Below are 25726 nucleotides of genomic sequence, written 5' to 3' on the forward strand. Positions count from 1 at the left end.
TCGTCTCAGCCCTGCCTCACCAGCTCGGGCTCGTCGCTCGATCGGCGAGCGCAGGCGTAGTCCATGACCCCGGGCTCGCCGTTCGCCCGCTCGACCTCCACGAAGGTGGCCTCGTCGTCGGCGATGTCCGCCGACCAGCGCGCCGCCGTGGTCTGCCCCGACAGGTGATCGACGATCTCGACGGTGGCCGGGGGATCGGCGTCGCCGGTGTAGGTGAACGTGGCGTCCATCGCGAACGGCTCGTCACCCCGCTCCGCCGGGAACAACATCGGGATCGTCAGCTCGACCGTCAGGCCGTCGACGGTCCACGCGCCGCGCTCCGCGAGGCGCGTCGGCATCTTCCCCGTGCCCACGGGCTGGTCGTCCTCGGGGACCTGCTCGGTCCAGCCGATGCGGCCATCCGAGGCGATCCCCATCACGTACACGGACTGGAGCTCGCCCTCGAAGTGCTCCTCGCACCGCCAGGTGCCGACGGCGACGTCGCGCACCTTGGCCTTCGCCTGGTCCTCCATCGCCGATCGGGCCACCACCGCGCCGGCACCGACCACGACGATCACGCCGACCACGACGGCTCCCAGCCGCGACCTTCCCCCGAGCTTCGCCACCCTCGTCCCCCTCCGCTGCCGGAAGCCTACGACAAGGCGCCCCCGGATGTGAGCCGCAGCAAGGGTCATCGGTACGATCGCAGCCATGACTGCCCCGGATCTCGCCGCCGCCGCCACCGTGATCGACCTCGCCTCGCAGGTCGTCGATTCGGGGGTCAAGGCCCTCGCCGCCGCTCCTGGCGGCATCGACACCAACCAGGTCCTGGCCTACGACCTGGCCCACGCCGCCTCCGCCGTCGCCATGGCCAAGGGCCTGCTCGACTACGGCGCCAAGGGCGACACCGAGGGCAGCATCGCCTGCGCCTTCGCCGCCGACGCCGTCGCCGACCTGGCGGGCAAGGTGTTCGGCCGCGAGGCCGAGTTCGGCATCGAGCCCGGCGCCCTCGACGGCGCCCGCGGGTTCATCGGCACCTACCGGGCGGCTGAGTTCCTGGCCGGCATCACCGATCCCGGTCCCCGTCACCTCGACGGCGACTTCGAGATGGTGCAGGACACGTTCCGCCGCTTCGCCGACCAGAAGCTGGCCCCCATCGCCGAGCACATCCACCGCACCAACGGCGACATCCCCGAGGACATCATCGAGGGCCTCGCCGAGATGGGCGCCTTCGGCCTGTCGATCCCCGCCGAGTACGGCGGCTACGGCGAGGGCGGCGAGGGCGAGTACATCGGCATGGTGGTCTCCACCGAGGAGCTGAGCCGCGGCTCGCTCGGCGCCGGCGGCTCGCTCATCACCCGCCCCGAGATCCTCGCCCGGGCCCTCATCGCCGGCGGCACCGAGGAGCAGAAGCACGAGTGGCTGCCCAAGCTGGCCGCCGCCGAGGTCATGAACGCCGTCGCCGTCACCGAGCCCGACTTCGGCTCCGACGTGGCCGGCGTCAAGGTCACCGCCACCCCCACCGAGGGCGGCTGGCTGCTCAACGGCGTCAAGACCTGGTGCACCTTCGGCGCCCGCGCCGACGTGCTGCTCGTCCTCGCCCGCACCGACCCCGACCGCTCCAAGGGCCACCGCGGCCTGTCGATGTTCATCGTCCCCAAGGACCGCGGCGACAGCCACGGGTTCGAGCTGGTCCAGCGGGCCGAGGGCGGCGCGGCGGGTGGCGGCAAGATGGAAGGCCGCCCGATCGACACGATCGGCTACCGCGGCATGCACTCCTACGAGGTCGCCCTCGAGGACTGGTTCGTGCCCGCCGAGAACCTGATCGGCATGGACGGCGGCCTGGGCCGCGGCTTCTACTACCAGATGGCCGGCTTCGAGAACGGCCGGCTCCAGACCGCCGCCCGGGCCATCGGCGTCATGCAGGCCGCCTACGAGGCCGCCCGCCAGTACGGCCAGGACCGGGTGGTCTTCGGCTCGCCCGTCGGCGACTACCAGCTCACCAAGGCCAAGCTCGGCCGCATGGCCGTGGTCATCCAGGCCAGCCGCCAGTTCTCCTACGTCGTGTCCAAGCTCATGGCCAAGGGCGAGGGCCAGGCCGAGGCCTCCATGGTCAAGGCCTACGTCTGCAAGGCCGCGGAGTGGGTCACCCGCGAAGCCATGCAGATCCACGGCGGCATGGGTTACGCCGAGGAGTACGACGTCAGCCGCTACTTCGTCGACGCCCGCGTGCTGAGCATCTTCGAAGGCGCCGACGAGACCCTGTGCCTGAAGGTGATCGCGAAGAAGCTCGTGTCCGAGGCCTGACGGCCTCGTCCCCGACCTTCCTCGCGATCTCGCCGCGCACCTTCTGCCGCGCGCCCGATGCACCGCCGCGCCCCGTCTCTCCGTGCCTTCCCGCTCTAGCTGCCTCCGTCGTCGGCCGCGAGCCGCTCGGGCTCTCGCGCCTGCGGCGAACCACGCGTGCGTCACCGGTCGGTCGGTGATCCTCGAAGGCGACCTCGCGGGATCGGCGCTCGCCTGGGAGGCTGGAGGGCTGTGACGACCGGGCCGGTGGAGGAGGAGCGGATGGCGCGCCTCGGCGAGCGCGTCCACCAGGCTCGCCGCGTCGAAGCCCAGCGCCGCATCCGCCAGCACCGGCTCATCGCCGGCGGGGCCGCCCTGGCGATCGCCGCGCTGCTCGTGGCCGCCGTCTGGGCCGTGCGGAGCCACGGATCGGGCGACCCGGCCCGCCCGGAGGCCGCAGCCGCCGCCACCACCACGTCGGGCCACCCGGCCGCCTCCACCACCACCTCCGTGGCGCGTCGGCCCGCGGCCGCTCCCCCGCTGGGGACCACGCCCGATCCGGCGTCGCTGCTCGTGCTGGTCGACCGCGGCCGCAACCTGCCGTCGGGCTGGGCCCCGCCGGCCCTGGTGGCCCCGGCGCTGACGTTCGCGTTCTCCGGGCCCAACCCGAAGCGGATGCTCCGCCCGGAGGCGGCCACAGCCATCGACCAGCTGGCGCTGGCCGCCGCCCGCGCCGGGGTGCCGATCATCGGCGTGTCGGCGTACCGGTCCGAGCAGGCGCAGAAGGACGTGTACGACGCCTACGTGGCGAAGGAGGGGGAGGCGGCGGCCCGCACCTTCAGCGCCCAGCCCGGCCACAGCGAGCACCAGACCGGGCTGGCCATCGACGTGACCGGAGCCGACGGATCGTGCCCGGCCGAGCCCTGCTTCGCCGAGGAGCCCCAGGCCGCCTGGCTGGCCCAGCACGCCTCGGAGTTCGGGTTCCTCGTCCGCTACCCCAAGGGCAAGGAGCTGGTGACCGGCTACACCGCCGAGCCGTGGCACCTGCGGTACGTGGGCGTCGAGGCCGCTCGGGAGGTCACCGAGGACGGGCTCACCCTCGACGAGTACCTGCGAGCGGTGTAGCCGACCCTCAGGGGATCAGCACGACCTTGCCGACGGTGGCTCGGGACACGATCGCCTCGTGGGCCTTGGCCGCGTCGCGCAGGGCGAACGGCTCGTTGATCACCGGTACGAGGCGACCGGCCGCCAGCGCGGCGAGCGACGCCGCCTCCAGGCCTCGGATGCCACCGGGCCGCTCCATCATCGGCGCCCCGAGCACCACGGCCGAGGTGACCTGGTGCTGCTCGAGGAGCTCGGCGGGGATGGCGCTGTACTCGCCGGCGGACCAGCCGTACACCCGGATCCGCCCGCCCGGCGCCATGAGGCCGAGGATCGCCGTGCTGGTGTCGCCCCCGATGCTGTCGAACGCCAGCGTCACACCTCGGCCGCCGAGGCCGTCGCGCACCTGGTCGACCCAGTCGGGCTGGAGGTAGTCGATGGCGACGTCGGCGCCGAGGCCGGCCACCAGCGCCGCCTTCTCCGGACCGCCGGCCACGCCGACGACCGTGGCCCCGGCCTGGCGCCCAGCCTGCACGAGCAGGCTGCCGATGCCGCCGGCGGCGGCGGTGACCAGCACCACGTCGTCGGCCGTCAGGTCCGACTGCTCCAAGATGCCCATGGTCGTGCGGCCGGTGCCGATCATGGCGACGGCCTGCTCATCGGTGGCGCCGTCGGGGATGTCCTGCAGCGCCGCGAACCCGGTGACCGCGCGCTCGGCGTAGCCGCCGCTGGCGATGCCGAGGTGCGCCACGACGCGGCGCCCCAGCAGGGCCGGGTCGGCCCCCGGTCCGACCTGGTCGACCACGCCCGCCACCTCCCGGCCCGGCGTCATCGGCAGGTCGGGCAGCGGGAACGGGCCGCCGCTGCGGCCCTCGCGGATGGTCGTGTCGACCAGGTGCACGCCGGCCGCGCCGACGGCGATGCGGACCTGGCCGGGCCCGGCGTCGGGCGTGGGCACCTCCTCGTAGCGGAGGTTGTGGGCGGGGCCGAACTCGTGGAGTCGGATGGCGTGCACGGGCTTCTCCCTGATCGCGGCCGCTCCCGGGCGGAGCGACCGACGGGACGGTAGGACCTCAAGTTCACTTGAGGTCAAGGAGGTACCCTGGCCGGGTGGACGAGCTGACGATCGGCGAGCTGAGCGAACGGGCCGGGGTCGCCCACTCGGCGCTGCGGTACTACGAGGACCAGGGCCTGCTGGCCAGCGAGCGGACCGCCGGCGGCCAGCGCCGCTACCACCGCGATGCGCTCCGCCGGGTCTCGTTCATCCGGGTGGCCCAGCAGGTCGGGCTCTCCCTCGACGAGATCGGCGCGGCGCTGTCGTCGCTCCCGTCGAGCCGCACGCCCACGGCCAAGGACTGGGAGCGGCTCTCCGCCTCGTGGCGGCCCCGGCTCGACGCCCAGATCGCCCTGCTCACCGGCTTGCGCGACCGCCTCGACCGCTGCATCGGCTGCGGGTGCCTGTCGCTGTCGGTGTGCGCCCTCGCCAACCCCGACGACCGCGCCGGCGCCTTCGGGCCAGGGGCGCGCTACCTCCTCCCCCGCCCGACCGCCTGACCGGACCGGACCGGCCTGACCGGGCGCGCCGTCGACCGGTTCGGTCAACGGGTCAGCAGGTCAAGGGGTCAGTGGAGGTGCCAGGGCTCGCAGGCGCCGTCGCGCAGGCAGCGGACCCGGATGGCCGCCTCCTCCGCCAGCCGGGGCGAGCGGTCGCGCACCCCGACCGCCCAGGCGGTGACCCACAGCTCGTAGACCGCCAGGCACGTCGTGAAGCCGTGCCACGAGCGCGGATCGTGATCCTGCGCGTCGATGAACTCGTGGAGCGACGACCGGGCGTCGCCGTAGCGCTCGACCATCACCACCGCGGGCGCGGTGTCGTACGAACAGGGGCCCGATCCCGCCAGCTCGAGGTCGGTCAGCAGCGGACCGTCGGCCGTGAGCAGCACGTTGTCGGCGTGCAGGTCGCCGTGGACCACCGCGGTGCCCGCCGGATCGCGATCCGCGATGCGCGCCCAGTCGGCCGTGAGGTCCTGCACCCGACGGCGGACGAAGTCGCCCTGCTCGTCGCCGATCGGGGCGCCCGCCACGGCATTGCGGATGGCGGTCAGCGGGTCGAAGCGCGGGACGTCGAAGGCGTGGGTGCCGACCGTGCTCTCGCGCAGCGTCCGGGCGAGGTGGCCCAGGTGCGCCGGCGACGCCGTGCCCACCGTCTCGCACCACCGCCACGCGGTCACCACGCAGCCCTCGACCAGCCACGGCTGGCCGACGCCGCCCACCAGCGCGGCCACCGGCACCTCCGCGGCCAGCAGCGCCCGGGCCACCTCGACCTCGCGGGCCGCGACCGGCTCCTCGTTTCGAGGCCGCACCCGCACGAGCACGTCGTCCTGGCGGACGAGCAGCGACAGCCCCTCGCGCACCACGGTGGTGGGGCTCGACGACGAGTTCAGGCGATCGAGCACCTCCAGCGCGGCGCGCCAGCGCGGATCCCCTCGCTCCTCCTCCATCGCCCGCACGCTACCGGCGCGATCAGGTCGCGAGGTCACCCAGGTCAAGCGCGTCAGCCGGGTCCCGCCGGTCACGGCTCCAGGGTGGCGGCGTGGTCGTCGCCGGCGCGGGCGGCCTCGGTGTAGACGCCCTTGGCCATCAGGCTGGACTCGTGCTCGGCGCGGGCCAGGTACAGCTGGGACCGGAGCCGCCAGATGCCCGGGTCGTCGGACGCCTGGGCGGCCAGCTCGATCAGCTGGCAGGCCAGGCGGTGGTCGCCCACGTCGGCCAGGGCTTGGGCGCGGGTGGCGAGCAGGTCCGGGCCACCGGCCAGGTCGGCGATCTCCCGCGCCAGCGATGCCGCCGGCGGGGGCTTGAGGTGGGCGGGATCGCCGTCCCACCAGCCGCCGTAGAGGCGGTAGGTGTTGCGCACGACGAACTCGGGCTCGTCGTAGATCGGGCGGAGCCACGGCCGGCGGATCAGGTCCTCGTCGACGTGGACCGACAGGACGATCTCGTCGAGGGTGGCGCCCTGGTTCATGGCGTCGACCACGTCGGCCACCAGGTGCTCCAGGGCGGTGGCCAGGTCCCCCAGCACCGTGGCCACGCGGTCCACGCCGGCGACGGCCAGGCCGTGGGCGGGCAGCAGCAGCTCGGGCTCGAGCGCCATCATCTGGCGGAGGGCGGCGGCCCACTCGCCGGGGTAGCGCTGCACCTTCTGCGGGTTGCCGGCGTTGGGGAACACCCACGCCACGAAGTCGCCCACCGCCACGGCGCGGTGCGCCGGGATCCAGGCCCAGGTGTGGTCGTCGGTCTCGCCGCGTGCGTGGCGCAGCTCGAGGTCGAGGCCCCCGATCGACAGGGCCAGGTCGTCCTCGTAGGTCTCGGTGCACTCCAGCGTCTGGTCGGGCAGGAACGGGCGCGGCTGGCCGTCCTTGCCCACCGTGCCACCGCCGAAGCCGGGGCCGAACTGGCGGGCGTTGATGGCCTTGTTCCAGCCGTCGGTGTAGCGGTAGCGCTGGAACCGGGCGGCGACGTTCTCGTGGCCCACCACCGCCGGCGCCTCGTGGCCGCGCCGCTCGGCGTCGTCGAGGAGGAAGCCGCTGCCGCCGACGTGGTCGACGTGGCCGTGCGTGTACACGAGCGTGTGGATCGGGTCGTCGGCCCAGGCCCGCAGCGACGCCGTGCAGCCCCGGCCCGTGAACGCCGACGACGCGTCGAACAGCACCAGCCCCTCGTCGGTCCGGAACGTGACGATGTTGGAGAACGACTCGATGAACGACAGCCCGTCGTCGATCTCCGTCAGCTCGTTGGTGACCCGGTTGGTCGGGCCCTCCACCGCCCCCGGCGGCGGCCCGCCCGGTGTGGACCACGCGTCCACGATCGCCGACGACAGGTCCAGCAGCTCCGAGGACGTCCCCATGGCGCTGGTCTACCCCAGCCCGCGACCCCTCCGCGCCGCCCCCTTCCCCGACCGCGCTGCACCCCCCACCAGAGGCATCCGTCGGCGCCCTTCGGCCTCAAACCGGACATTTCAGGATCTTTCACCCGTTGACGTTGGATCGAACGTGTGTTCGATCTACCCTGAACCCATGACCCCGCCCCCACGAGACCATCGCCCGGAAGATCCGGGACCGTCGCTGGCGACGCGGCTGCGAGCGGTGGCCGACATCGTCGGATCCGATCCGACGGAGCTTCCCGACGCGCTGAAGCGGGAACGCGTGCTGCTCCTCGCTGGGGTGGCCGGTCAGCTCGACGCCGCGCTCGCCCGCGAGGTCGGCGTGTTCGATGCCAACACCGTGTGGGCCGGCGACGGCGCCAGGTCTGCAGCCGGGTGGATGCAGACCCGCACCGAGCTGTCGAGGACCAGGTGCAGCGGGATCACGCACACGGCTCGGGACCTCCGCTCGTGTCCCCACGTCGAGGCGGCGTGGCAGGCCGGCGAGATCGGCACGGCCAAGGTGATCGCGCTGCTGAAGGCCAGAGACATCCACCCCGGCCTGTTCCGCGAGGCCGAGACCGACCTGGTCGAAGCCATCACCCCCATGACGGTTGCCGCCGCGGCCGTGCACCTCGCGCGGTGGTCGGCCATCGCTGAGGCCACCCGTGATGCCGAGCAGGCCGAAGCAGGCGGCGACGACCCGGACGACGTGACCGAAGAAGACCCGCGCACCGGGAACTCCTGGTACTCGTCACGGTCGCTCGACGGCCGGTGGTTCGGCGACTCCGACTACGACCCCGTGTCGGGCGCCGAGATCGATGGCGCCGTCAAGGACGAGATCGACGCCAAGTTCGCGGCAGGCGTGTACCGCGCCGATGACGGCATGACTGCTGCGCAGCGCCGGGCCGCATGCAACCACGAGCTCATCATGCGCGGCCGCCGGCCGGGCCAGACCCGGCACGGCGAGCCCCGCCCCTCCGTCTCCGTCGAAGCCGACGCCCGCACGCTGGCCGGCGTGCCCGTCGAGGATGCAGCGGATGGCGCCACCCGCCGCTGCCAGCTGGCCGATGGCACGCCGATCGCCCGCTCCTCGCTCGAACGGCTGCTGTGCACCAGCCGGATCACCGCCATCCTCACGAAGCTGGCGCTCGATGGGCGCATCGAGGTGGTGGGCATCACCGACATCCTGCGCGATGCCACCGCCACGCAGCGCAAGGCGCTGAAGAAGATCGACATGGGATGCGTGTTCCCCGGCTGCCAAGCACCGTTCGAGTGGTGCGAGGCCCACCACCTCTGGCAGCACGAGCTCGACGGGCCCACCCTCCTCGCCAACCTGTGCCTGCTCTGCAAGCACCACCACCACCTCGTCCACGAGGGCGGCTGGCACCTGTGGCGGGATCAGGGCGACGGCCGGCTGTACCTGCGCAAGCCCGACGGCGCCCCCGCGCCCGTCGTGCGCCACGGCACCAAGGTGCCCGTCGGCCCGGCCCCGCCGCAGCCCGCCCCACCCCCGAAGCGCAACGGACCCCCGAGGTACCTGACGAAGCAGGAGCTGGCCGAGCTCGAGCACCGCCGACGCCAACGCCGAAGCGACGACTGACCTCCGCCTGATCGTCGACTGACCCCGCCGAGGCCCGCGGCAGCACCCAGAACCCACGAGCACCCTGCCAGCTGCTGCCGGCAGGGTGCTCGTCGTACGTTCGCGCGGGTGGCAGCTCCGGTAGGAGCGGCTTGGATCCGTCAGTCGAGGGGCGGGAGGGACTGCTGCTCGTCGAGCATGCTGGCCATGACCATCTTGATGAACTCGTCGGCCTCGTCGTTCATGCCGCCGGCGACGCCGCCGTAGATGGCACCGGAGGCGGCGGGCTCGTGGCCCTTCTCCTTGGCGTACTCGACGGCCCCGGCCAGGTCGTTGGCGAAGGCTTCGACCACGCCGTCCTGGGTCTGGGGCCGGGTGACCGCCATGTGCAGGGCGTTGGGGTACTGCTGGCCGTTGAAGCGCCAGCCCTTCGGCCGCATGAAGTCGTTGACGTGGTAGATGTCGAACTCGTCGCTGGTGAAGCTGAACAGGAACGTGGGGTTCCCCATGAGCTGGAGCTCGGGGTGCGAGCGCACGGCGTCCTGCATGGCGAAGGAGGTCTCGAAGATCTTCTTGGCGTAGCCCATGTAGCCCTCGCGGCCGAGCTGGACCATCGAGGCCCACGTGGCGGCGAGGAGGCCACCGGAGCGGGACCCGTCCATGCCGGGCGACGTGTACTTTCCGCCGCTCCAATCGGTGAGGAAGAAGTACTGCGAGTTGCGCCACTTCTTGTCGCGGAACAGGCAGGTCGAGGTGCCCTTGAAGGCGTAGCCGTACTTGTGGGTGTCGGCCGACATGCTCGTGACGCCGGGGAGGCGGAAGTCGAAGACCGGGATGTCGTAGCCGAGCTCCTGGCCGAACGGGAGGATGAACCCACCCAAGCAGGCGTCGATGTGCAGCGGGATGCCGGTCTGGACCGCGAGGTTCGACATCTCCTCGATGGGATCGATGATGCCGTAGCCGTAGTTGCAGGCCGAGCCCATGAAGCCGATGGTCTGGTCGTCGATGTTGTCCTTGATCCAGGCGACGTCGGCCTGGTGCGTGACCGGGTCGACCGGAGCGTGGCGCATCTCGACGCCGAAGAGGTGGCACGCCTTGTCGAACGCGGGGTGGCCGGTCTCGGGCTTGATGAAGTTGGGCTGGACGACGCCGCGCTCGCGGGCCATCTCGCGGTAGGCGAGGACGGCGTGGCAGATGCTGCCGGTGCCACCGCTGGTGACCAGACCGGCCGGCTCGCCGTCGGTCACGGCGTCGGCGTGGAACAGGTCGAGCGCCATGGCGATGACCTCGCCCTCGTAGCGGGTGGCACTGGGCGTGATGTCGCGCTGGAGGATGTTGACGTGGGCGTAGAGGCCGAACACGTCGTTGAGGAAGTCGTAGTGGTCGTGGTCGCCGCAGTACATCGTCCCCGAGACGCGCCCGCCTTCCCAGGAGGCGTCCTCCTCGTGGGCGAGGGCGGCCATCTCGGCCAGGATCTCCTCGCGGGGGCGCCCCTTGGGCGGCAGGCCGCGGTTGATGGGGAATCGATCCTTGTAGGGGTAGCTGCTCATCTCGATCTCTCTCCCACCGTCCGTTATCCGAGTGATAGCTCGGATATGAGCTCCACTCTGCCCCACGTCGCCCCGCTTGCCAAGTGACCACGGTAGGTCACTTGGCACACGGGTGCGCTCCGATGGTGACGATGGCGTCAGGCGGCGTCGAGGTCGGCGGGGACGAACTGCTCCGTGAGCAGGCGTTCGAAGCGCGCCGGATCACCCTCGACCCAGCCCCGGCACAGGGGCAGCCCGGCCACGTAGCAGAAGATGTAAGCGCGCCAGGTGGGGTGCGTGAGGAACGACACCGACTTGGCGGCCCGCTCCCGCGGGAGCAGCGCCCAGCGCGACAGCTCCTCGATGGCGTCGTCTTCGCTGGCGCCGCGGTCGTGGAGCAGCAGCGCTGCGTTGCCCCGCACGGCGCTCAGCGCCTCGCCCGCCTCGGCCACGGCGGTGACGACCTCGGTGTCGTAGCGGATGCCCAGGGGGTGCAGCAGCTCGGCGAGCTGCGGCTGGGGGTGATCGCCCAGCAGCACCTCGAGCGCCAGGTCGGCCAGGCCCTCGGCCAGGAGGCACTGCGGGGTGCCCACGAGGAAGATCGACTCCTCGAGCTGCTGGCGCTGGCGGACCAGGCCGACCTCCTTGCGGCAGTGCTCGGTGTGGTGCCCGGGGTAGGCCTCGTGGGCGATCAGGTGGCCGATGGCGGTGGACGACACGGGCAGGTCGGTGTTGATGGCCACCCGGCTCTGCAGGCCGCCCTCGTAGTAGTTGAAGCCCGACCAGGGCTCGTCGGTCACGAGCTCGAAGGTGATGTGCTCGCCCTCGGGCAGGCCGAACGCGGTGGCGGTGCGATCGCGGAACGCCTCGGCCAAGGTGTGGACGGCGGCGGTGAGCTGCTCGGGGGTCATGATGTGCGAGGTGCGCCACGCGTCGTAGCGGCCCGGCAGCGGGCCGGTCCCGGGCAGCACCTCGTCGAGGCGGCGGTGGGCGTCGGCCAGCACCTCGTGGTCGACCATCTCGGGCCGCACGCCGTAGCACTGCTCCACCTCGTCGACGAACGCGACGGGCTCCCCCGCCAGCTTCCGGGCCGCGGTGTGCAGCCCGGCGGCCTGGGCGCGCAGCCAGCGCCGGCGGGTGGCGTCGAGGTCTCCCTGGCCGGCGTCGAGGTCGGCCACCAGGCCGCGCACGTCGTCGACCAGCGCGGGGAGGGGCCGCAGCGGTTCGTCGTCAACCCGGCGGGTGAGCGCCTCGGGCCCGTAGTAGGCGTCGACCATGCCGTCGAGGTGGCGGCCGAGCCGCAGCCCGACCTCGAGGTACCGCCCCACGGGCTGGTCGGTGTCGGTTCCGTCGGAGGTGCTCACGGCCATCCCGGCACGGTACCGGTGCCCGTCAGTCCTTCGAGGGGTACGTGGCGATCTCGCCCTTGCCCGACACCGGGATCGCCTGGATCAGCTGGTCGACCGACGCCACCAGCTGATCGCCGTGCGTCCCCTCGATGGTCAGCGAGGGCGTGCCCGAGTCGTACCTCGTGGCGAACGCCCGCCGGACCTTGGTGCCCAGGTCGCCGGTGTCGAGATCGAGCGGCGCCACGGTGAAGGTGCGCGCCGATCCCTCGAAGACGAACACGTTCACCCCGGCGGCCGTGCGCACGAGCAGCGAGCGGGGCGCGCCGTCGAACAGGGCGTCGGCGTTGTGGTGGCCGTCGTCGGACACGGGTTGTGCGGTGCCGAGTGACGACTGGGCCCAGAGGCGCTCGCCGGTCAAGAGGTTCCAGGCGATCAGGCCGCCCTTGGCCGTGCCCCGGGTGGTGGCGGTGTCGGCCACCAGGGTGCGGCCCACGATGAGGTTCGGGGTGGCCCGCACATCGGCCGGCACCGGGAGGAGCTGCGGCGTCCCGTCGGACATGCGCATCGTGACGAGGGCGCCGCTGCTGTTGGCCACGACCACGTCGCTCTTGCCGACCACCACATCGTGCTGGTCGAACGAGCTGAGGCCGTTGAGCCGCGTGTTCCAGACCTCCTCCCCGGTCTCGGGGCTCCACCGCACCACGCAACCGTCGCCGAAGCCGAACGCCGCCAGCACGTCGTCGCTGCCCGGCACCGCCCGGACCGGGTCGCCCGGTGACAGCTCGACGTCCCACTCGCCGGCCTCGCCGGACCGGCACGTGGGCTTGGTGGTGTGGAGGGTGCGGCCGTTGGCCGGGTCGACGAGCGCGACCGGGGTGAGCTCGGAGGAGTCCTCCGGGTCGTCGACCACGAACAGCCGGTCGCCGACCACCGAGATCGAGCCGTTGGTGGCGTTGAGGCGCTTCGACCAGAGGCTCTCCGCCGACTTCGGCCCGTACGCGGTGACGTAGGCGTCGGTGGTGCGCACGATGAGCCGGCCGTCGACGGCGGCGAAGCAGCTGTCGCACCCGGTCGTGACCTTGTCGTGGAGCGTGGCGGTCCATTCGGTCGTGCCCGTGGCGGCGTCGAGCGCCATGAGGTGGTCCTCGCTCGCGGCGAACATGGTGTCGCCCACCACCGCGATCTCGGCGCGGTAGGTGTTGGGGTCGAGCGGCTCGCTCTTCCAGATCAGGTTCGACCCGCCACCGCGGAAGGCGATGCGGGCGAGGCGGCGGGTGGTGGTGCCGCCCTCGGAGTCCTGCTGCACGACGACGGCCTCGGGGTCGGCGCCCCCGGGCAGGAGGGTGGCGCTGCCGCTCAGGGTGATGAGCGAGGGGTTGGCGTCGAAGCTGCTGGCGATCCGGTCCTTCACCCCCGACGTGTCGCAGCTCCGCAACGAGCTCACGACGATGAGCCCCACGATGCCGACGATGACCGTGGGGATGGCGCACCCGAGCCAGCGGCCCGCACCCGACGATGACGACGACGAGCGCTTGCGGCCCGGCGCCTTGGGCGGGGGCGCAGCAACGGGTGCCCCCGCCACGGGCGCCGGCGGCGACCACTGCCCGCCGGGCATCGGAGCCATCACCGGCGGCGCCGGCCAGCCGCTCAGCGGGGCTGACGATGGCGGCTCAGCCGCCGGCGGCGGCGGCGACGGTGGTTCCGGCGCGGCGTCGATCTTGGTGACGCGGCCGCAGCTCGGGCAGGTGATCAGCCCGAGGGCATCCGGCGCGGGCAGCTCCGCGCGGCACGCTGTGCAGGTCCCGCTCCCGGCCACCGAACCCTCCGCTTCCCACCTCAGCGACGCAGCTCGGCCACGTCTGGTGTGTCCACCGTAGCCAGTGCCTCCCCGACGTCGACGAGACCCCGGGACCCGGCGACGCGGTCGACCAGCCCCAGCGGCAGCAGGTCTCGGCCCAGGTCCCAGGGCGGGGTGGCCGCCCCGCCCAGCCGCCGGCTGAGCGCCGGCCAGAGGCCCTTCGGGACCACGCGCCCGCGCCCGGCCACCAGCCACACCGGCACGCCCGACGTGCGGGCCACCGAGGCCGCAGCCCAGCTGCCCGGCTCGACCAGCGCGACCTCAGGGCCGATGGCCGACGAATCGAGCAGCATCAGGTCGGCGGTGGCCACGCCCGCGGCCAGCCCGGCGACGGCGATGTCGACCGCCTCCACATCGAGACGCTCGAGCATGCGGACGAAGCCGGGCCCGTCGCCGTCGACATCGATCACCCGCACCTGCAGGTCGCCGCGACGGGCGAGCACCTCACCCAGCCGCTCGGGCCAGCCCACCACGGCGACGCTGGCGTCGGCGGGGAGGGCGTGGGTGAGCTCGTCGATGGTCGGGTCCGAGGAGAGCTCGCTGTGGCAGCGCCACACCTCGTCGGCCGGGTCGGCCGCCAGCAGCGTGCGGGCGCACAGCCACCAGATCGGCCCGTTGGCGGGGTGGCGGTCGATGAGGCGCCGGCACGCCGTGACCAGCGAGACCGGGTCGTCGGCGAACAGCGCCAGCGATGCCGCCGCTTCGCGCACCACCTCGTCGGGAGGCGCGCCGGTGGCTCGAGCTACGAACCGCAGCCGCTCGATCGGGTGCACGAGCCGACGCTACCGGCGATCACCGGGGATCAGGGGAAGCCGGGCTTCCAGATCATGAGGAAGAGCATCACCAGGAGCAGCAGGTGCATGATCCCGCCGGCCATCGACACGAGCTTGTCGGCGCTCTCGTCGCCGGCCGCCGACTTCTTCTCGGCCGGGAGCATCAGCCCGAAGATGATGCCGAGCATCAGGAACCAGACCACCACGGCGGCCATCACCCAGGACTGGTCGAACTTGAACAGCTTGTCGCTCATCCCGACGAGGCCGAACCCGAACAGGCCCACCAGCACCAGCGCCGGACCGTGGATCTTGGCGGTGTTGCCGGCGGCGAGCGCACCGATGGCGGGACCGACCGGCTTGCCCTCCTTCTTGAGCTTCACGGAGGCGAACGGCCAGACGAACGCCGGGGCGAACGCCACGATCACCGACAGGATGTGGAGCAGCAGCATCAGCTTGTAGCCGAAGGTGTTGACCGGGACGAGCGCGAACATCGTGTGCCTCCGTGTTGGTTCCGGCGAGAACCTACCCCGGCCGGTGACCAGGGCGAGGCGACCCCGAATCTGCTTCGGGCGAGGCGCACCTACTACCGTTCCCGCCGTGGTCACGCAGGTTGCAGAAGACACCAAGCTCACAGCGATCGGCGGGGAGACCCGGACGATCGCCGAGTGGACCACCACCTTCCAGTTGCTCACCGTGGTGCTCGACCCGTACACGCAGGAGAGCGCCTGGCTGCTGGAGACCGCGGGCCGGGTCCTGGCCAACTTCCGCGGCGCCGACTGCCGGGTCGCCTGGACCGTCACCGCCGATGAGCGGGACGCCAAGCGGTTCCTCGGTCCGTGGGCCGACGAGTTCCTCACGTTCGCCGATCCCGACCGGGAGCTGGTGAAGGCGCTCGACCTGCAGCGCCTCCCCGCCCTGGCCTACATCCGCCAGGACCTCGCCATCGTGGGCATCGCCCAGGGGTGGAGCCCGCCGGAGTGGGAGCACCTGGGCCAGCTGGTCGGCAAGGTCAACTCGTGGAGCCACCCCAACCTGCCGGGCAACGGCGACCCCGGACCGTTCCCGGGCTCCTCCGCCCAGGGTTGAGCCCCCGGCGTCACCCCTTGCGGGCCACGCCACCTCTCGTCAGCGCCAGGGCGTCGAGCGCCCGGTCGAGCTCCTCGGTGGACAGCTCCCCGGTGGCCGCCACCAGATCGCGGATGGGCGTGCCCGTCTTCTGGCTCTCCTTGATGAGCTGCGCCGTGCGCTCGTAGCCCAGGAACGGGTTCAGGGACGTGGCGATGGCCGGTGACGATTCGGCGTTGGCCCGGCACCGCTCCTCGTCGGCGGTGATCCCGTCGATGCACCGGTCGGCGAACAGGACGCTGACGTTGGCCAGCAGCTCGATCGACTCGAGCAGGTTGCGGGCCATCACCGGCATGAAGACGTTGAGCTCGAAGTTGCCCTGGCTCCCCGAGAAGGCGACGGCGGCGTCGTTGCCGATGACCTGGGCGCCCACCTGGGTGACGGCCTCGCACAGCACCGGGTTGACCTTGCCCGGCATGATCGACGACCCGGGCTGCAGATCGGGCAGGTGGATCTCGGCCAGGCCGGTGCGAGGGCCGCTGGCCATCCAGCGCAGGTCGTTGGCGATCTTGATGAGCGCCACGGCCACGGTCCGCACCTGCCCCGACATCTCCACCAGCGCGTCGCGCGACGACTGGGCGGCGATGTGGTCGTGGGCCTCGGTGAGCGGCAGGCCGGTGCGCTTGGCGAGGCGCTTGACGACATCGGCCCCGAACGTGGGCGGCGCGTTGATGCCCGTGCCGACCGCGGTGCCGCCGATGGGCAGCTCGCCCAGCCGCGGCAGCGCACTGCGGAGGCGGCGGACCGCCTGGGCGACCTGGGTGGCGTAGCCACCGAACTCCTGGCCCAGCGTGATCGGCACCGCGTCCATGAGGTGCGTCCGCCCCGCCTTCACCACCTGATCGAACTCCTCGGCCTTGGCTCGCAGCGCGGTGCCGAGGTGCTCGAGGGCCGGGATCAGGTCGACCACCACCGCCTCGGTGGCGGCCAGGTGGATGGCGGTGGGGAACACGTCGTTCGACGACTGGCTGGCGTTCACGTGGTCGTTGGGGCTGACCTTCGACTTCCCCCCGGCGCCCAGGCTCAGGTCGGCCAGGCGGGCGATCACCTCGTTGGCGTTCATGTTGGACGACGTGCCCGAGCCCGTCTGGAACACGTCGACGGGGAACTGGTCGTCGTGGGTGCCGGTGGCGACCAGCTCGGCGGCCTTGCGGATGGCGTCGCCCAGCTTCTCGTCGACCGCGGGGACCTCCTTGTTCTTGGCGTTGACCGCAGCGGCCTCCGCCTTCACCAGGGCAAGGGCGCGGATCAGCCGCCGGTCGATGGGCCGCCCGGAGATCGGGAAGTTGTCGACCGCCCGCTGGGTCTGCGCGCCCCAGAGCGCCAGCGCGGGCACCTGCACCTCCCCCATCGAGTCGTGCTCGGTCCGGAACCCGTCGCTCGCAGCCATGTCCCTGGTCTACCTCGGATGGCCTGCATCGGGGCAGGGGCCGTACCGTTGCCTCCGATGACTGACTTCACGTACACCGAGCTCCTGCCCCTCGGGCCCGACGCCACCACGTACCGCAAGCTCGACGTCGACGGCGTGTCCACCGTCGAGGCCGCCGGCCACACGTTCCTGACCGTCGAGCCGCAGGTCCTCACCGCGCTCGCCGCCGAGGCGATGCACGACATCGCCCACTACCTCCGCTCCGGGCACCTGGCCCAGCTCCGCCGCATCCTCGACGACCCCGAGGCGTCGCCGAACGACCGGTTCGTGGCGCTCGACCTGCTGAAGAACGCCAACATCTCCGCCGGCGGCGTGCTCCCCATGTGCCAGGACACCGGCACCGCCATCATCAAGGGCAAGAAGGGCCAGTTCGTCCTCACCGGCGGCGGCGACGAGGCCGCCTTGGCCCGCGGCGTGTTCGACACCTACCAGAAGGACAACCTGCGGTACTCGCAGATGGCGCCGCTGACCCTCTGGGAGGAGAAGAACACCGGCACCAACCTCCCCGGCGAGATCAAGATCTCGGCCGTCGACGGCGACGCCTACAAGTTCATCTTCATGGCCAAGGGCGGCGGGTCGGCCAACAAGAGCTTCCTGTTCCAGGAGACCAAGGCCCTGCTCAACCCCAAGAGCCTCATCGCCTTCCTGAACGACAAGCTCCGCCTGCTCGGCACGTCGGCCTGCCCGCCGTACCACCTGGCCGTGGTCATCGGCGGCACGTCGGCCGAGTTCGCCGTCGAGACCGCCAAGCTCGCCTCCACCCGCTACCTCGACACCCTCCCCACCGAGGGCTCCATGGGCGGCCACGGCTTCCGAGACCTCGAGATGGAGGCCGAGGTGCTGAAGCTCACCCAGGACTTCGGCATCGGCGCCCAGTTCGGCGGCAAGTACTTCTGCCACGACGTCCGGGTCATCCGGCTCCCCCGCCACGGCGCCTCCTGCCCCGTCGGCATCGCCGTGTCGTGCTCCGCCGACCGCCAGGCGCTCGGCAAGATCACCACCGAGGGCGTGTTCCTCGAGGAGCTCGAGCGGCACCCCGCCCAGTTCCTCCCCGACGTCACCTCCGACGAGCTCGGCGGCGACGTGGTGCAGATCGACCTCAACCGGCCCATGGACGAGATCCGCGCCGAGCTCAGCCGCTACCCCGTGAAGACCCGCCTGTCGCTCACCGGCACCGTGGTGGTGGCCCGAGACATCGCCCACGCCAAGATCGCCGAGGTGCTCGACGCCGGCGGCGAGATGCCCCAGTACCTCCGCGACCACCCCGTGTACTACGCCGGCCCGGCCAAGACCCCCGCGGGCTACGCCTCGGGGTCGTTCGGGCCCACCACGGCCGGCCGCATGGACAGCTACGTCGAGAAGTTCCAGGCCGCCGGCGGCTCGCTGGTGATGCTGGCCAAGGGCAACCGCTCGCAGCAGGTCACCGACGCCTGCAAGGCCCACGGCGGCTTCTACCTCGGCTCCATCGGCGGGCCGGCCGCCCGCCTGGCCCAGGACTGCATCCGCAAGGTCGAGGTGCTCGAGTACCCCGAGTTCGGGATGGAGGCGGTGTGGCGCATCGAGGTCGAGGACTTCCCCGCCTTCATCGTCGTCGACGACAAGGGCAACGACTTCTTCGCCCAGGTCACCACCCCGGTCGCCCTCGGCGCCAAGGGCTGAGCCTCCGTGCTCTCGACGGCGATGGTCCTCGGCTTGATGTGGCCGCCCTGGTGGAGCTGGGTGGTCGCGCTGGTGCTCGCCGTCCTCGGCGGGATCATCGCCACCGCGTACGCCGGGCCCAACCTGGCGGCGGTGGGCGTCACGCCCGATGACCGCCTGCTCGTGCGGCCCGTCGGCCTCGTCCGGCTCTGGGCGCTGAGCAAGGGGGTCAACGTGCCCGTCACCTCGGTGGTCGACGTCGGCGTGTCCCAGCGCAAGGACCTGCACAAGGGGTTCAAGGTGCCCGGCACCAACCTCCCCGGGATCATGACCGCCGGCACGTTCCGCGCCCACGGCGAGAAGGCGCTCTGGATGACCGGCCCCGCCAAGGAGGTGCTGGTCATCGAACTGCACGACGAGACCTACCGCCACCTCATCGTCCAGGTCGAAGACCCCCACAGCGCCGTCGAGGCCCTCCGCGCCGCCATGAACCGCGAGCGCTGACCCCTCTCCCCACCCCACTCCTGCCGAACCCGGCACGGTTCCCCGACGACGACGGTGTCCGTGAACGGTGCCGAGTTCGCTCGTAGGGTCCCGTCGTGGCCTCCGACTCCGACACCGACCTGGCTGCGGGGCTGGCCCGGGCGTTGCGCGCTTCGGGGATGGCCGACCCGGTCACGGTCGAGGACCTTCGGCGACTGTCGGGCGGGGCGTCGCGGGAGACCTGGGCGTTCACCGCGACGGCCGGGTCCGAGCGCCGCCGCCTGATCCTCCAGCGGGTCCGGGGCGGGGCCACCATGGCCGGGCCATCGCTGGCGGCCGAAGATGCCCTGCTGGCCGCGGCCGCCCGCGCCGGGGTGCCGGTGCCGCCGGTCGTGGTGGACGCCGCCGGCTGCGCGGCGGCGCTCGGGGCAGCCCGCATCACCGCGCACGTCGACGGCGAGGCGCTCGGGCCCCGCATCGTCCGCCAGGACCGCTTCGCCGCCGCCCGCTCGCTCCTGCCCGGGCAGTGCGGTCGCGCCCTGGCCGCCATCCACGCGATCGATCCCGCCACCGTGCCGGGGCTCGTACCCGTCGACACGCTCGGCCGCCTGCGCGACGGCCTCGACCTGGTCGGCGAAGCCCGCCCCGCCTTCGAGCTGGCCCTGCGCTGGCTGCACGACCACCGCCCGCCGCCCCGACCCGAGCGGGTGGTGCACGGCGACTTCCGCATCGGCAACCTGCTCGTCGACGAGACCGGGCTCCAGGCGGTGCTCGACTGGGAGCTCGCCCACCTGGGCGACCCGCTCGAGGACCTGGGCTGGCTGTGCGTGCGGGCCTGGCGCTTCGGTGGCGATGGCGAGGTGGGCGGCGTAGGCCCGCTCGACGACCTGCTGAGCGCCTACGCCACCGCCACCGGCACCCCCGTGTCGGCCGACGAGGTGCGGTGGTGGATCACCGCTGGCACGTTGACCTGGGGGCTGATCTGCGCCGTCCAGGCTCGCCGTCACCTCGACGGCCACGTCCGCTCGGTGGAGCTGGCCACCATCGGCCGCCGCGTCTGCGAGACCGAGTACGACCTGCTCGACCTGCTCGAGGTGTCCGCCCCCGACGCGCCTGGTCCCGACGCGTCGGCTCCGGGACCGGCGGCGCCCGATGTGACCGGCAGCGGTGCCGACGCGCACGGCCGGCCGACCGCAGCCGAGCTGGTCGAGGCGGTCCGGGCCCACCTGGCCGACGTGGTGGCTCCCGAGCTGGAGGGCGCCGCCGCGTTCCAGCTCAAGGTGGCCACCAACGCGCTCGGCATCGTGGAGCGCGAGCTCCAGGCCCGGCCCACGTCGCGGCTGAGCGCCGACGACGAGGCCGACCTCGCCGCCGCTGTCCGGTCGGGCCACGATCTCGATGCCACGCAGCTCGCGGAGCTGCGTGCCGCCGTCGTCGACCGCCTCCGCGTCGCCAACCCCCGCTGGCTGCACCCCGCCGATCAGCCCGCCACCGCCTGACGAACCCGGCACCGATCCCGGCCACCCCGGTCCGTCAAGGGTGCCGCGTTCCCGGCGGGGGGGAGAGAGAGCGGGCGTCTGGGGGCTGCGGTGAGGGTGCTGCGGGCGGAGGGTCAGCCGGCGTAGGACCAGGTGCCGCCGTCGCGGTAGGTCTTGAGGAGGCGACGGGCGACCGACTGGATGTGGACCTCGTCGGGGCCGTCGTAGATGCGGGCGAAGCGGGCGGCCCGGTACATGTGGCTGAGCGGGGTGTCGTCGGTGAGGCCGGCGGCGCCGTAGGCCTGCACGGCCCGGTCGATCACGTCGTGGAGCATCCTGGCGCCGACCACCTTCACCGCGCCGATCTCGATGCGGGCGTCGCCGCCCCGGTCGACCGCCGCGGCGGCGTGGAGGGTGAGCAGACGACAGGCCTGGATCTGGGCGTAGCTGTCGAACACGTGCTGCTGCATCAGCTGCTTCGACGCCAGCGGTGACCCGAAGGCCCCCCGGGAGACCAGGCGGTCGCACATCAGGTCGAAGGCCCGCTGGGCCTGGCCGAGCCAGCGCATGGCGTGGAAGATCCGGCCGGGGCCGAGGCGCTCCTGGGCGATCACGAAGCCCCTCCCCCGCTCGCCCAGCAGGTGGTCGGCGGGGACGCGCACGTCGTCGTAGACCACCTCGCAGTGGCCGCCCCGGATGCCCAGGACCGGGGTCTCCCGCACGATCGTGTAGCCGGGGGTGTCGGTCGGGACGATGATCATCGAGAAGGCCGAGTGGTCGGGCGCGTCGGGCTCGGTCCGGCACATGACCGTGGTGTACGCCGCCCGGTTGGCCCCGGTGGTGAACCACTTGTGCCCGGAGATCACCCACTCGTCGCCGTCGAGCGTGCCGGTGGTCTGGAGCTGGGTGGGGTCCGACGACGCCACCTCCGGCTCGGTCATGGCGAAGCTGGGCCAGATCTCGGCGGCCACCAGGGGCTCGAGCCAGCGAGTGCGCTGCGACTCGCTGGCGTGGGCGTGGAGCATCAGCGAGTCCTGGAGCGTGAAGGTGCCCAACGCCAGCTGCCCGTACTCGCTGCGGCCCTGCACCTCGTTGACGTAGACGTAGTCGGCGAACGGCATCCCGCCCCCGCCCAGCTCAGTTGGGTGGCCGAGCGCCCACAGGCCCTCGGCCTTGGCCTGGGCCTGGAGGTCGGCCAGCACGGCCGCGGCCTCGGGACCGCCCTCGTGGAGCACCGGCTCGGCCGGCTCCACCCGCTCGGTCACGAAGGCCAGGACCTGGTCTCGGATGGGACGGACGTGGTCGGGGACCTCGAAGCCGGGCATGGGATGACCATACGGTCGGCGGGCGGTCCGTGTTTCGTGTTCGCGAACTCCTCCGATAATCGGTTGGCAAGGCGGATCGCCGGTGGTTGGATGGCGGGACCGAAGAAAGGAGGTGGTCCACATCAACGACAGTTCTCATGGGACTTCGGAGGTGGCTGGCCGCTAGTGCGGCTGCCTGGGCGACTGGCGATTACCCGCTAGCCACCCGCCAGCACGATGGCCGGGGCTCGTCCCACCGGTACGACAACATCGGGCTGGTGCTACCAGTACGTGCGTGAGGGAGGCGTCTTCGGGCGCCTCCCTCCGTCGTTCTCCACCACCGTCACCACCCGTCCGCCTGCCCGGGTAGGCGTCAGGCGAGGGTGACGAGCTCGAGGAAGTCGTCGTGCCAGTGGTCGACGTTGCCGTCGGGCATGAGCAGGGCGCGGTCGGGGTTGAGGGCCTCGACGAACTCGGCGTCGTGGCTGACCACGATGAGGGTGCCGCCCCAGCTGCTGAGCGCGTCGGCCACCGCGGTGCGCGAGCCGGGGTCGAGGTTGTTGGTGGGCTCGTCGAGGAGCAGCACGTTGTGCTTGCCGCCCACCAGCTGCGCCAAGGCCAGCTTGGTCTTCTCGCCACCGCTGAGCGTGGAGGCGTCCTGCCAGACCTTGTCGCCCACCAGGCCGAACATGCCGAGCAGGCCCCGGATCTCGCCGTCGCCCATGCCGCCGGTGGCCTCCTGCATGTGCTGCACGAGGCTGGCGCCCGAGCGGATGCCCTCGTGCTCCTGGGCGTAGTACCCGACCGACACGCCCATCCCCCACTTGACCGTGCCGAGCAGCGGCTCGGTGACGTCGGCGAGGACCCGCAGCAGCGAGGTCTTGCCGGCGCCGTTGAGGCCCATGACCAGGACCCGATCCCCGCGGCCCGCGTCGAACGTGACGTCCTCGAACACGTCGAGGCCGGGGTAGCTGACCGCCAGGCCCTCGGCCTCGAGCACGGTCTTGGCGCTGTGGGGAGGCGCCGGGAGGCGGAGCTTGAGGGTCTTGCGGGCCCGCTGGGACGTGGGGCCGTTCTCCTTGAGCCGGTCGATGCGCTTCTCGAGGCTGTGGGCCATCGACGCCTTGGTGGCCTTGGCGCCGAAGCGGTCGACGATGTTCTGCAGGCGGTCGATCTCCTTCGCCTGCATGGCGATCTCCTTCGCCAGCCGCACCTCGTCGGCCTCTCGGGCGTTGGTGTACTGCGTGTAGGTGCCCTTGTACTCGTGCATGGTGCCGGTGGCCGTGTCGGCGCCGCGGTCGAGGTGGATGACGCGGGTGATGGCCTCGTCGAGCAGGTCGAGGTCGTGGCTGATCACGATGAGCGCGCCGCGGTAGCCGGCCAGGAAGTCGAGCATCCAGATCTTGGCGTCGGCGTCGAGGTGGTTGGTGGGCTCGTCGAGGAGCAGCACGTCGGAGCCGGCGAAGAGGATGCGCACCACCTCGACCCGGCGGCGCTGGCCACCCGAGAGGGCGCCGAGCGGCAGGTCGAGCTTCTCGTCGGCCAGGCCGATGCCCGCGGCGAGGCGGCGCACCTCGGACTCGGCCGAGTAGCCGCCGTCCATGCGGAACCGCTCGAGGGCCCGGGTGTAGCGCTCGATGTTGCGGGTGGAGGGATCGCCCTCCATGGCCACCTGGAGCTTCTCGATGCGCTCGAGGGCCTCGTCGAACCCGCGGCCGCTGAGCACGTGGCGCAGGGCGGTGACGTCGTCGGGGACCATGTCGAGCCGGGGGTCCTGCGGCAGGTACCCGAGGCCGCCGTCGTAGCGGACGGAGCCGCCGGACGCGTCGTTGGCCCCGCCGATGACCTTGAGCATGCTGGTCTTGCCGGCGCCGTTGCGGCCCACCAGGCCGACCTTCTCACCGGCGCGCACGGTGAACGTCACGCCGTCGATGAGGGTGACACCACCCACATCGACCCGGAGGTTCGATACCTGCAACACGGCCGTCCAGGGTGCCAGACCTGGCCTTCGATGCCACCATCGGTTGGCGTGGTAAGGCGGCGGGCGCCCGGCCTCAACATCTCGGCCCCGGTGCCGACGTGACCGGGTGGCGGGTCTGCTCCCTCGTGCCCGCAGGAGCTGATGATGATCGAGAACGTCCTGGCCCGGGCCCGACGGTCGGCCGGTGCCCTGGTCGTCGTCCTCGGCGTGTGCGCCGCCGCCACCGTGCTCGTGGCGCCGGCCGGCCCGGCGGGCGCGGAGCCGGCACCGTGGCCGCCGAAGGTCGACATGTGGGCGTACAACGACCAGCTGGAGCTCCCCCCGACCGCGATCGGCGACACCAGCACGGTGGAGGCCTTCATCTTCGACACCGGGACGGCCGCCGCCACCGGGCTCACCGCGTCGGCGCCGGCTTCGAGCCCGTTCTCGATCGTGAACGATCCGAACTCGCCGCACTGCGACGGTCGACCGAAGCTCCAGATGCGGGCGTCGTGCGTCGTCAAGATCGCCTTCGCCCCCACGGCCCCCGGCACGGCGACCGCCGACGTCACGGTGGCATGGGCCGGCGGGAGCACGGCGGTGCACGTCCACGGGACCACCAAGACCGACGCCCATCCCGCCGCCGGACCGTTCCTCTTCGCCACCGACACCCAGATCCGCTTCCTCCCGACCAAGCCGGGCAGCTCGCCGACGGTGCGCTCGCTCACCCTCGAGAACCTCGGGAGCACCACCACCGACCCCATCACGATCACCGACCCCGGTGCGCCGTACACGATGCAGGCGTACGGCTGCGGGGCGCTCGCCCCGGGGGCGACGTGCTCGGTGAACTTCTCCTTCGCGGCCACGAACGGCCAGCCCCCGATCAACACCTCCACCATCACCGCCGGCGACCAGACGATCACGGTGACCGTCGAGGGGTTCGGTCCGCTCCCCGTCCCGACCGGTGGCGACGACGCCTACCGAGTCACCCGTGATCAGGTGCTGCACGTCGACGTGGCCCACAGCGTCCTGCTCAACGACACCGGGCGGGGGCTCTACGCCCTCCCCTGGGACCAGACCATGCCCGAGCACGGCTCGCTCGACCTTCAGACCGATGGGTCGTTCAGCTACACCCCCGCTCCCGGGTTCGAGGGGACCGACACGTTCTCGTACATCCCGACCGACGTCGTGTCTCAGGTCGGCCTGATCGCCTCCGGCGACCGGATCCCGATGGTCACGATCACGGTCCGGTCGCCGGACCATGCGTTCGTCGAGGCGGCCTACGACGACTTCCTCCACCGCGCCCCGACCCCCACGGAGGAGGACGACCTCACCGCCGCCCTGACAGCGCACGCCACCACGCGACCGGCGTTCCTGCACCGCCTGGCCGGGTCGGACGAGTGGATCGGAGCGGTCGTCGACCAGCTCTACCAGGACACCCTCGGCCGCCACGGCGACCCCTCGGGCACCGCCCACTGGGTGGAGCAGATCCAGGGTGGACGGCGGAGCGTCGCCCAGGTCGCCGCGGCGTTCTACGCCTCGGACGAGTACTTCCGGGGCGCGGGCGGCGGGACGACCGGCGGCTGGGTGACCGACCTGTACGGGAAGCTCCTGGGCCGAGCCCCCGACGCCGCTGGGAAGGCCTACTGGGTCTCGCAGACCGCGCAGCACGGGCGCACCTCGGTGGCGCTCCGGCTCTACCAGTCGCCCGAGAGCCGCCGCGCCCGGGTCACCCGCCTCTACGAGGACCTGCTCGGCCGAACGCCCGACCCGGCCGGGCGGGTCTACTGGGCGGATCAGATCCTCACCAAGGGCGATCTGGCCCTGGCCGTCGACCTGGCTTCGAGCAGCGAGTACATGCGCCACGCCCAGGTGCGGTTCCCCTGAGCGGCGCTGGTCACGGGAAGACCTACGCTCGGTTCATCGAGCTTTC

The 25726-nt window shown here is 72.2% G+C and carries 21 protein-coding genes; 9 read left to right on the top strand and 12 right to left on the bottom strand.

Annotated elements, in window-relative coordinates; genetic code table 11:
• Positions 1-5: 5 nt before the first annotated feature.
• Complete coding sequence (locus ACPPVX_RS03650; protein WP_426573534.1) at positions 6-605, bottom strand: hypothetical protein; 600 nt, start codon at positions 603-605, stop codon at positions 6-8.
• 85 nt (positions 606-690) lie between these two features.
• Here ACPPVX_RS03650 and ACPPVX_RS03655 point away from each other — a divergent pair, with 85 nt between their 5' ends.
• Both ACPPVX_RS03655 and ACPPVX_RS03660 read left to right on the top strand, forming a co-directional pair.
• On the top strand, positions 691-2286 hold the full coding sequence (locus tag ACPPVX_RS03655; RefSeq protein ID WP_426573535.1) for an acyl-CoA dehydrogenase family protein: 1596 nt from the start codon (positions 691-693) through the stop codon (positions 2284-2286).
• A 261-nt stretch (positions 2287-2547) separates the two neighbouring features.
• Complete coding sequence (locus ACPPVX_RS03660; protein WP_426573536.1) at positions 2548-3390, top strand: M15 family metallopeptidase; 843 nt, start codon at positions 2548-2550, stop codon at positions 3388-3390.
• Between the two features lie 7 nt (positions 3391-3397).
• Here ACPPVX_RS03660 and ACPPVX_RS03665 read toward each other — a convergent pair whose 3' ends face one another.
• Entirely contained in the window at positions 3398-4381 is a 984-nt protein-coding gene (locus ACPPVX_RS03665; protein ID WP_426573537.1) for a zinc-binding dehydrogenase, read from the bottom strand.
• Positions 4382-4476: 95 nt separating this feature from the next.
• Here ACPPVX_RS03665 and soxR point away from each other — a divergent pair, with 95 nt between their 5' ends.
• On the top strand, positions 4477-4920 hold the full coding sequence (soxR, locus tag ACPPVX_RS03670) for a redox-sensitive transcriptional activator SoxR (RefSeq protein WP_426573538.1): 444 nt from the start codon (positions 4477-4479) through the stop codon (positions 4918-4920).
• 68 nt (positions 4921-4988) lie between these two features.
• On the opposite strand, the gene ACPPVX_RS03675 is transcribed toward soxR, so the two are convergent.
• Both ACPPVX_RS03675 and ACPPVX_RS03680 read right to left on the bottom strand, forming a co-directional pair.
• Entirely contained in the window at positions 4989-5867 is an 879-nt protein-coding gene (locus ACPPVX_RS03675) for a phosphotransferase (protein ID WP_426573539.1), read from the bottom strand.
• Positions 5868-5938: 71 nt separating this feature from the next.
• Positions 5939-7270: an alkyl sulfatase dimerization domain-containing protein gene (locus ACPPVX_RS03680; RefSeq protein WP_426573540.1), complete on the bottom strand. Its 1332-nt coding sequence runs from the start codon at positions 7268-7270 to the stop codon at positions 5939-5941.
• A 169-nt stretch (positions 7271-7439) separates the two neighbouring features.
• Between ACPPVX_RS03680 and ACPPVX_RS03685 the strand changes: the two genes are divergently transcribed.
• Positions 7440-8888 (top strand): hypothetical protein, encoded by a 1449-nt coding sequence (locus ACPPVX_RS03685; RefSeq protein WP_426573541.1) that lies wholly within the window; start codon positions 7440-7442, stop codon positions 8886-8888.
• Between the two features lie 140 nt (positions 8889-9028).
• Here the strand turns inward: ACPPVX_RS03685 and ACPPVX_RS03690 are convergent, their stop codons facing one another.
• From ACPPVX_RS03690 to ACPPVX_RS03710, 5 genes are all read right to left on the bottom strand, one after another.
• Positions 9029-10417 carry a pyridoxal phosphate-dependent decarboxylase family protein gene (locus ACPPVX_RS03690; RefSeq protein WP_426573542.1) on the bottom strand — a complete coding sequence of 463 codons (1389 nt, stop codon included), beginning with the start codon at positions 10415-10417 and terminating at the stop codon, positions 9029-9031.
• Between the two features lie 137 nt (positions 10418-10554).
• Entirely contained in the window at positions 10555-11766 is a 1212-nt protein-coding gene (locus ACPPVX_RS03695; RefSeq protein ID WP_426573543.1) for a DUF885 domain-containing protein, read from the bottom strand.
• A 22-nt stretch (positions 11767-11788) separates the two neighbouring features.
• Positions 11789-13369 (bottom strand): PQQ-binding-like beta-propeller repeat protein, encoded by a 1581-nt coding sequence (locus ACPPVX_RS03700; RefSeq protein ID WP_426573544.1) that lies wholly within the window; start codon positions 13367-13369, stop codon positions 11789-11791.
• A gap of 212 nt (positions 13370-13581) precedes the next feature.
• Positions 13582-14376 carry a hypothetical protein gene (locus ACPPVX_RS03705; protein ID WP_426573545.1) on the bottom strand — a complete coding sequence of 265 codons (795 nt, stop codon included), beginning with the start codon at positions 14374-14376 and terminating at the stop codon, positions 13582-13584.
• 29 nt (positions 14377-14405) lie between these two features.
• Positions 14406-14867 (bottom strand): hypothetical protein, encoded by a 462-nt coding sequence (locus tag ACPPVX_RS03710; protein WP_426573546.1) that lies wholly within the window; start codon positions 14865-14867, stop codon positions 14406-14408.
• Positions 14868-14973: 106 nt separating this feature from the next.
• On the opposite strand from ACPPVX_RS03710, the gene ACPPVX_RS03715 reads away from it, so the two are divergent.
• Positions 14974-15462 carry a hypothetical protein gene (locus ACPPVX_RS03715; protein ID WP_426573547.1) on the top strand — a complete coding sequence of 163 codons (489 nt, stop codon included), beginning with the start codon at positions 14974-14976 and terminating at the stop codon, positions 15460-15462.
• A 10-nt stretch (positions 15463-15472) separates the two neighbouring features.
• Here ACPPVX_RS03715 and ACPPVX_RS03720 read toward each other — a convergent pair whose 3' ends face one another.
• On the bottom strand, positions 15473-16891 hold the full coding sequence (locus tag ACPPVX_RS03720) for a class II fumarate hydratase (RefSeq protein WP_426573548.1): 1419 nt from the start codon (positions 16889-16891) through the stop codon (positions 15473-15475).
• Positions 16892-16948: 57 nt separating this feature from the next.
• On the opposite strand from ACPPVX_RS03720, the gene ACPPVX_RS03725 reads away from it, so the two are divergent.
• From ACPPVX_RS03725 to ACPPVX_RS03735, 3 genes are all read left to right on the top strand, one after another.
• Positions 16949-18589: a fumarate hydratase gene (locus ACPPVX_RS03725; protein WP_426573549.1), complete on the top strand. Its 1641-nt coding sequence runs from the start codon at positions 16949-16951 to the stop codon at positions 18587-18589.
• Positions 18590-18595: 6 nt separating this feature from the next.
• A complete protein-coding gene (locus ACPPVX_RS03730; RefSeq protein WP_426573550.1) occupies positions 18596-19072 on the top strand; it encodes a hypothetical protein in 477 nt (158 codons plus the stop codon).
• A 95-nt stretch (positions 19073-19167) separates the two neighbouring features.
• Entirely contained in the window at positions 19168-20550 is a 1383-nt protein-coding gene (locus ACPPVX_RS03735; protein ID WP_426573551.1) for a phosphotransferase, read from the top strand.
• A 113-nt stretch (positions 20551-20663) separates the two neighbouring features.
• On the opposite strand, the gene ACPPVX_RS03740 is transcribed toward ACPPVX_RS03735, so the two are convergent.
• Together ACPPVX_RS03740 and ACPPVX_RS03745 are read right to left on the bottom strand one after the other, a co-directional pair.
• Positions 20664-21854, bottom strand: a complete 1191-nt coding sequence (locus tag ACPPVX_RS03740; RefSeq protein WP_426573552.1) for an acyl-CoA dehydrogenase family protein — start codon at positions 21852-21854, stop codon at positions 20664-20666.
• Positions 21855-22206: 352 nt separating this feature from the next.
• A complete protein-coding gene (locus ACPPVX_RS03745) occupies positions 22207-23814 on the bottom strand; it encodes an ABC-F family ATP-binding cassette domain-containing protein (protein ID WP_426573553.1) in 1608 nt (535 codons plus the stop codon).
• A gap of 141 nt (positions 23815-23955) precedes the next feature.
• Between ACPPVX_RS03745 and ACPPVX_RS03750 the strand changes: the two genes are divergently transcribed.
• The gene (locus ACPPVX_RS03750) at positions 23956-25680 is read left to right on the top strand and encodes a DUF4214 domain-containing protein (protein ID WP_426573554.1); all 1725 of its coding nucleotides are present in this window, start codon (positions 23956-23958) and stop codon (positions 25678-25680) included.
• Positions 25681-25726 lie beyond the last annotated feature (46 nt).

Source organism: Aquihabitans sp. McL0605 (assembly GCF_049993875.1).
Lineage (GTDB): Bacteria > Actinomycetota > Acidimicrobiia > Acidimicrobiales > Iamiaceae > Aquihabitans.